The 4,948-nt window shown below is 58.9% G+C and carries 6 protein-coding genes and 1 pseudogene; all 7 read right to left on the reverse strand.

The window, feature by feature from the left end; all coding sequences use genetic code 11:
* Nucleotides 1-153: 153 nt before the first annotated feature.
* Entirely contained in the window at nt 154-516 is a 363-nt protein-coding gene (trxA, locus tag JHD64_RS20740; protein ID WP_059286372.1) for a thioredoxin, read from the reverse strand.
* A 190-nt stretch (nt 517-706) separates the two neighbouring features.
* Nucleotides 707-1,054, reverse strand: a complete 348-nt coding sequence (locus JHD64_RS20745; protein ID WP_199055471.1) for a 5-carboxymethyl-2-hydroxymuconate Delta-isomerase — start codon at nt 1,052-1,054, stop codon at nt 707-709.
* Nucleotide 1,055: 1 nt separating this feature from the next.
* Nucleotides 1,056-2,006 carry a class I SAM-dependent methyltransferase gene (locus tag JHD64_RS20750; protein ID WP_199055473.1) on the reverse strand — a complete coding sequence of 317 codons (951 nt, stop codon included), beginning with the start codon at nt 2,004-2,006 and terminating at the stop codon, nt 1,056-1,058.
* Nucleotides 2,007-2,122: 116 nt separating this feature from the next.
* On the reverse strand, nt 2,123-2,647 hold the full coding sequence (gene coaD / locus JHD64_RS20755; protein WP_059286369.1) for a pantetheine-phosphate adenylyltransferase: 525 nt from the start codon (nt 2,645-2,647) through the stop codon (nt 2,123-2,125).
* A gap of 180 nt (nt 2,648-2,827) precedes the next feature.
* Nucleotides 2,828-3,799, reverse strand: a complete 972-nt coding sequence (locus JHD64_RS20760) for a peptide ABC transporter ATP-binding protein (RefSeq protein ID WP_059286368.1) — start codon at nt 3,797-3,799, stop codon at nt 2,828-2,830.
* Nucleotides 3,799-4,770 (reverse strand): ABC transporter ATP-binding protein, encoded by a 972-nt coding sequence (locus tag JHD64_RS20765; protein WP_059286367.1) that lies wholly within the window; start codon nt 4,768-4,770, stop codon nt 3,799-3,801. Before JHD64_RS20765 ends, JHD64_RS20760 begins: the two co-directional genes overlap by 1 nt.
* A 10-nt stretch (nt 4,771-4,780) precedes the next feature.
* A pseudogene (locus tag JHD64_RS20770) lies at nt 4,781-4,948 on the reverse strand (dipeptide ABC transporter permease DppC); the annotation flags it as partial.

Here is a 4,948-nt window from a genome sequence, read left to right on the forward strand (position 1 = left end):
TTGCTGCAAGTACAGCGCAGCGGACGGATAACGGCCTGCAGCAGCCATGAAAACCGGGCGATCTGGCGCAAAAAGCCGGCCTCATCCACCACACAGGCAGCAAAAAGCCCGGCGGGGCCGGGCTTTTGCATAGAGTGCGTTCAAACACTGTCATCATTCTTCTTGTGCGGCGATATCTGCCTTGACCTTTTCCATATCCAGATCACGCACGGCCTTGATCAACTCTTCCAGCTGTGCCGGCATCATGGCGCCAGCCTGGTTGAAGACGATGATGCCGTCCTTGAGCGCCATCAGTGTCGGAATGGAACGAATCTGGAAGTGGCCAGCCAGCTCCTGCTCTTCTTCGGTGTTGATTTTGCCAAACACGATGTCGGGATGCTTGAGCGCAGCCGCTTCGAAGGTGGGGCCAAACATTTTGCACGGACCACACCATTCGGCCCAGAAGTCGAGAATGACGATGCCACCCTTGTCGACGGTTTCATTAAAAGTACTACCGGTAATATTGATGGTGGCCATGCTGCGCTCCCTGGCGGTGTAGCGTCACCGCGAATAAGTGATAGCGCAAAGATGGGACTGGCTGCGACATTTGCAAGTGCTGCCGCCATGGTTTGTCGCAATCAGGATGATTGCGACGGGCTATCCCGATAAAGGCCAAGGCCCACGCGGTGGTGGGCCTTGCTGCTTTCCATATAGACAGTGCCGTGCTTTACAACACCAGCTTGCTATAGCTTTCTTTTTCGATCTGGCAGATTTCCACACAGAGCTGGGTGCCTGGCGGCCCGGAGACGTATTGCTGCAATACCGGTAACAGGCCGGAAGACAACTGTTGGCGGGTAGCCAGATCACGTCCGGTAAGGATATGCAGCTGCAGGTGCACAAAGGGATGCATGGCTGGCTCGGTGCCGGTCAGCCATTGATCCAGCCGGATGGCCCGGCTTTTGATGTCTTCTGCCTGAAACTGGCCACTGGCCAGTAATGCCTGATTGATGGCCAGCAAGGTGGCGGGGACATCCAGCTGCAGCCCGCTGCTGTATTGCATGGTGACTTGTGGCATGTCAGCTGGCTTTCTTTTTCAGTTGGTAGCACTGGTGGATCTTGCGGTTGCGGAAGTCTTCCGGCACCGACTGCGCGCTGATGTCGCGGATGTGGTAGTCCTCGGCCAGGCGCTCGTCCAGTACGAAGCTGCGCAGATTATTGGAGAAGTACAGCGTGCCGCCCGCTGCCAGCAGCGCCATGGCGTAGTCGATGAGCCAGACGTGGTCGCGCTGGACGTCGAGGATGTCCTGCATTTTCTTGGAATTGGAGAAGGTGGGCGGGTCCATCACGATGAGGTCGAACTGCTTGCCCTCGTCCACTGCTTGTTCCAGATACTGGAATACATCGGCCCGCACCAGTTGATGGCACGCCAGATCCAGTCCGTTCAGTTCGAAATTGCGGCGCGACCAGTCCTGATAGGTATTGGACATGTCGACGGTTTCCGAGCTGACCGCACCACCAGCCCCAGCGTAGACGGTAAAGCTGCCAGTATAGGCAAACAGATTGAGAAAGCGCTTGCCGGCGGCTTCTTCGCGTACCCGCTTGCGGGTGTTGCGGTGATCCAGAAACAGGCCGGTATCCAGATAGGCATCCAGATTGACGATGAAGCGCTGGCCGAATTCCTGCACGATGAAGTCATCGCCCAGCTTGCCCACTTTCTCGTACTGGCTGACGCCCTTCTGGCGACGGCGGCTTTTCAGGGTGATGGCGGATTCATCGCGTCCGGTGACTTCGGCAATGGCAGCCATGATGGCGGCGATCCACTGTTGATAGACGTCTTCTTCCATTGCCCAGCCGGTGTCGTACTCCTGCAGGTGCACACGCTCGCCGTACAGGTCGACCGCCAGCGGAAACTGCGGTACGTCCTTGTCGTAGACACGCCAGGCATCCAGCCCCTGACGCGAGGCCCACTTGGCGTAGTGCTTGTAATTTTTCTGCAGCCGGTTGGCAAAGGCGGAGACATCGACCATAACATTCCTTGGCGACAGTAGCCGGGCGGGCCCTGCCGGGTAATTCATTCGGACAAAAACAAACGCGCGCCAGCATAAGCGACCGGCGCGCGTATCAGCAAGTCCCGCCTTACCCCCTATTCAGGTTGGTACATGGCGATCAGCTTGCGATAGACCGGCTCGGGCAGGTACTGGCGAATCATGTTTTGCCAGCCACGCGGGCCTACCAGGCCCTTGACCATGGTGGAGGACACCTCGGCATATTCCCGCGGTGGCAGCAGGAAGATGGTGGTGATGTCCGGGTGCAGGTCGGAGTTGATATAACGCATGGTGCGTTCGTATTCGTAGTCGCTGGCGGTACGAATGCCGCGAATGATGTAGTTGGCGCCAATGCTCTGGGCGTAGTTCACCAGAAACTGGTTTTCGAACACGTCTACCCGCAGCTTGTTGAAGCCACGGGTGACGGCACGCAGCATCTCGACGCGCTCGTCCACACTGAAGGTACAGTGTTTTTCCGGATTCACGCCGACCGCCACGATGAGTTCGTCAAACAGTTCTACCGCTTCGCGAATCATCCACAAGTGACCGTTGGTGACCGGGTCGAAACTGCCGGCATACACGGCTCTTTTCAATTCTCGCTTCCCTTTGGATGTGTGTGCCATGGCGACTGTATCGTGCAGAGTAAGGGGGGTAAAGGCATTTTTGTTGCAGTGCGCCAAAAATGCGGCATAAGGGCGGGCTTTTTGCGTCTTTTACATCATGATTGCAGATCATTCTGGTGCAAGAAGCAAGAAAGGCCGACAAAAAGCCGGCCCCCGCAAGTCAAACTGCACCAGAATGGGTCAGCTATTGATGTTTTCCGCGTGATGGCAGGCAATCATCCGCTCATCCAGCGCACGCAATTCCGGTACTTCCTGCTGGCAGCGTTCGTTGGCAAACGGGCAGCGTTTGTGGAAGGTGCAACCGGATGGCGGATTCAGCGGGCTGGGCAGCTCGCCATGAATCTTGATCTTGATGCGCCGGTCTTCCGGGTGAATGGAAGGAGTGGCCGACAACAGCGCCTGGGTATAAGGATGCAGCGGCCGCGAGTAGATCTTTTCCTTGGCTCCCACTTCCACCGCACGCCCCAGATACATCACCATCAGTTCATCCGCCACGTGCTCCACCACCGCCAGATTGTGCGAGATGAACACATAGGCGGTGTTGAACTCTTCCTGCAGATCCATGAACAGATTGAGCACCTGTGCCTGGATGGATACGTCCAGTGCCGAAGTCGGTTCGTCCGCCACCACGATGCGGGGATTGAGCATCATGGCGCGGGCGATGGCGATACGCTGGCGCTGGCCGCCGGAGAACATGTGCGGATAGCGGTAGTAATGTTCCGGACGCAGACCAACCCGCGTCATCATGGCGCGTACGCGCTCTTCCCGTTCGCTGGCCGACAGGCTGGTATTGATGTCCAGCGGCTCGCCCAGCTGGGTACCAATCTTCTGGCGCGGATTGAGCGAGGCGTAAGGGTTCTGGAACACCATCTGCACCTTGGTGCGCATGGCTTTCAGTTCGGCCTTGCTGGCAGTGGCGGCATCCTGCCCCTCCAGCAACAGCGAACCGGCAGTCGGCGGCTCGATCAGCGTCAGCTGGCGGGCCAGCGTGGACTTGCCACAGCCGGATTCGCCCACCACTGCCAGCGTCTTGCCGGCAGTCAGTTCAAAGGAGACGCCATTGAGCGCCTTGACCTGGGCCGCCGGCTTGAACAAGCCCTGGGCGACATCGTAATAACGGGTGAGGTCCCGTGCCTGCAATACGGTGCTCATCATGCCTCCTTGGCCGTAATCGGGTAGTGGCAGCGCACGACGCCACCTTCAATGGCGGTCAGGCCCGGACGTTGGGCCTTGCACTTGTCCTGTACATAAGGACAGCGCGGAGACAACAGGCAGCCGCTGGGCCGGTCGTACTGGCCGGGCACGATGCCGGCCAGCGTGGACAGGCGATGCGCGCCCTTGCTGTGTTCCGGAATGGACTTGAGCAGCGCCTCGGTATAGGGATGGGCCGGCTTGCGGAAGATGCCCGGCACCTTGGCCATTTCGGCCACCTGCCCGGCATACATCACCGCCACCTTGTGCGCCACTTCGGCCACCACGGCCAGATCGTGGGTAATCATGATCAGCGCCATGTTCTGGCTTTTCTGCAGATTGACCAGCAAGTCCATGATTTGCGCCTGGATGGTGACATCCAGCGCGGTAGTGGGCTCGTCGGCAATCAGCAGCTTGGGGCTACAGGCAATGGCCATGGCGATGACCACGCGCTGGCTCATGCCGCCGGACAGCTGGTGCGGATAGGCGGCCAGACGGCTGGCTGCCGCCGGGATTTCCACCATTTCCATCAATTCCAGCGCCCGCTGCTTCAGTGCGGCACCACGCAGGCCCTGATGGATCTTCAGCACTTCCATGATCTGGTAACCCACGGTGTAGCTGGGGTTGAGCGAGGTCATCGGGTCCTGGAAGATCATGGCGATATCCTTGCCGACGATCTTGCGGCGCTCGCGCGCCGAGATGGTGAGCAAATCCTTGCCATCAAACTGCAGGGTATCCGCCACGATGCGGCCCTGCCCTTCCAGCAGGCCCATCATGGCCATCATGGTGACCGATTTGCCCGAACCGGATTCGCCGACGATGCCGACGATTTCGCCCTGCTCAACCGTAAGATCCAGCCCTTCCACCGCGCGGAAGGGATTGTGTTGCGAACCGAACTCCACCGAGAGGTTCTTGATTTCCAGCAGACTCATACTTCCCTCCTCAGGCGGCGCGCTTCAGTTTCGGATCCAGCGCATCGCGCAGGCCGTCACCCATCAGGTTGATGGCCAATACCGACAGCAAAATGGTCAGGCCCGGCAGCGACACCACCCACCAGGCGCGTTCGATGTAATCACGGGCCGAGGCCAGCATGGTGCCCCACTCCGGCGT

The sequence above is a fragment of the Aquitalea sp. ASV15 genome (assembly GCF_016429115.1).
GTDB classification, from domain to species: Bacteria; Pseudomonadota; Gammaproteobacteria; order Burkholderiales; family Chromobacteriaceae; genus Aquitalea; species Aquitalea magnusonii.

Bases quoted from the DNA above. Each gene is read 5' to 3' on its own strand.
- trxA (WP_059286372.1), bottom strand. From the start codon at position 516: ATGGCCACCATCAATATTACCGGTAGTACTTTTAATGAAACCGTCGAC.
- JHD64_RS20745 (WP_199055471.1), bottom strand. From the start codon at position 1,054: ATGCCACAAGTCACCATGCAATACAGCAGCGGGCTGCAGCTGGATGTC.
- JHD64_RS20750 (WP_199055473.1), bottom strand. From the start codon at position 2,006: ATGGTCGATGTCTCCGCCTTTGCCAACCGGCTGCAGAAAAATTACAAG.
- coaD (WP_059286369.1), bottom strand. From the start codon at position 2,647: ATGGCACACACATCCAAAGGGAAGCGAGAATTGAAAAGAGCCGTGTAT.
- JHD64_RS20760 (WP_059286368.1), bottom strand. From the start codon at position 3,799: ATGAGCACCGTATTGCAGGCACGGGACCTCACCCGTTATTACGATGTC.
- JHD64_RS20765 (WP_059286367.1), bottom strand. From the start codon at position 4,770: ATGAGTCTGCTGGAAATCAAGAACCTCTCGGTGGAGTTCGGTTCGCAA.